General features: G+C 43.1%; 2 protein-coding genes. Both read right to left on the minus strand.

Annotated features, from left to right (window positions below; all coding sequences use genetic code 11):
• Positions 1 to 10: 10 nt before the first annotated feature.
• Positions 11 to 649 (minus strand): ABC transporter permease, encoded by a 639-nt coding sequence (locus LG34_RS16170; RefSeq protein WP_333491095.1) that lies wholly within the window; start codon positions 647 to 649, stop codon positions 11 to 13.
• Positions 618 to 1,424, minus strand: coding sequence for a sugar ABC transporter ATP-binding protein (locus tag LG34_RS16175; RefSeq protein WP_177957772.1), 807 nt, complete (start codon positions 1,422 to 1,424; stop codon positions 618 to 620). Before LG34_RS16175 ends, LG34_RS16170 begins: the two co-directional genes overlap by 32 nt.
• Positions 1,425 to 1,461: the final 37 nt, after the last annotated feature.

The raw sequence follows: 1,461 nt of genomic DNA on the forward strand, positions 1-1,461 counted from the left end.
CTGACCAGAATCACGCACCAAGTCTCACGTGCGTTCGACTTGAATATTTCAATGCATCCTCTACTGCTTTCAGAATCTCATCACACTGGCAGTTCTCTTTGAACAGCTCCAGTCTCTTTCCTGCAAATGCAGCCTGAACCATCTCATGAACGTCTGGCTCTTCGCTTGCTGCAAATACTGCAATGCGGATAAATGTTGTATTGATACCAGCTACTCTTGCTGCCTGTAAGTTACCACCACAGGAGAATACCCGACGACCAAATACTGTTTTTGCAAGTACGAAAGAACATACTGCAATTACAATGATAAAGAATACTGCCAGCATCGGAATTTTTCCGAATAACATTAAAGATGTAACTTTTTTGTATCCTTCTGAAATACCAGTGATCGGTTTTCCGTTTGAGGTTAACAGTGCAAGTCCTCGAACCGCTGTCATCGTACCAAGTGTCATGATGAATGGTGGTAAGTTTCCGACTGCTACACCGACACCATTTACAATTCCTACACCAAGTCCTGCCCGGCAGGCTACGATGAATGGAACGATCAGTGGAAGATTTCCCTGTCCTAACATCGCTGCCAGAATACCGGTAAATGCGATGATTGATCCGACTGACATATCAAATCCGCCGCAGATGATAACGAACATCATACCAAATGAAAGGATTCCGACAATGGATGTCTGTTTCAAAATGTTTACGATATTGCCACCGGATAAGAAATTGTGATTTAATAATCCAAGTACTACAACCAGTGCAATGAAAAATGATAACGATAAAATATTCACTTATATTGTGCTGTTTTGCTATTGATTTCTGCTTCATTGTTCCGCCTTCCATCAGTTCGCTTCGTCCGGCTCCTACCAGACCTGCGATTCCAAGAATCTCACCGGATCTTACGGAAATGCTGATATCTTTTACTTTCTTGTCGCGCACGATGTGTTTTGCTTCGAACATTACATCACCGATCTTGGCTTCCAGTTTCAGGAACACATCTGTGGTCTCTCGTCCAACCATCATTTTGATCAGCTGTGGCTCGTCCAGATCTTTTACTTCGCCGCATCCGATATACTGCCCATCTCGGAAAACGCTGATTCTGTCACAGATGGTAAAAATCTCATCCATTCGGTGGGAGATATAAATGATCGCTACTCCCTTCGCTTTTAATCGATTGATATGGTCAAATAAAATATGTACTCCCTTATCTATAATAGAAGTTGTCGGCTCATCCATAACGATTACTTTCGCATTTACGGAAATCGCTTTGATGATCTCTATCAGCTGACACTGTGCTACGGTCAGATTTCTGAGCAGTGCCTTCGGTGATACGTGAAGTCCACAATCTTCAATCAGTTTCTGGAATGCCTCAATCTCTGCTTTCTTGTCTACCAGACCGTTCTTGGTGATCTCACGTCCTACAAAATTCAAGAATGCTCCGGCATTCTTGTTGCGAGGTGCGCGTCAT

Source organism: Eubacterium ramulus, from assembly GCF_003122485.1.
In the GTDB taxonomy this organism is placed as follows: Bacteria; Bacillota; Clostridia; order Lachnospirales; family Lachnospiraceae; genus Eubacterium_I; species Eubacterium_I ramulus_A.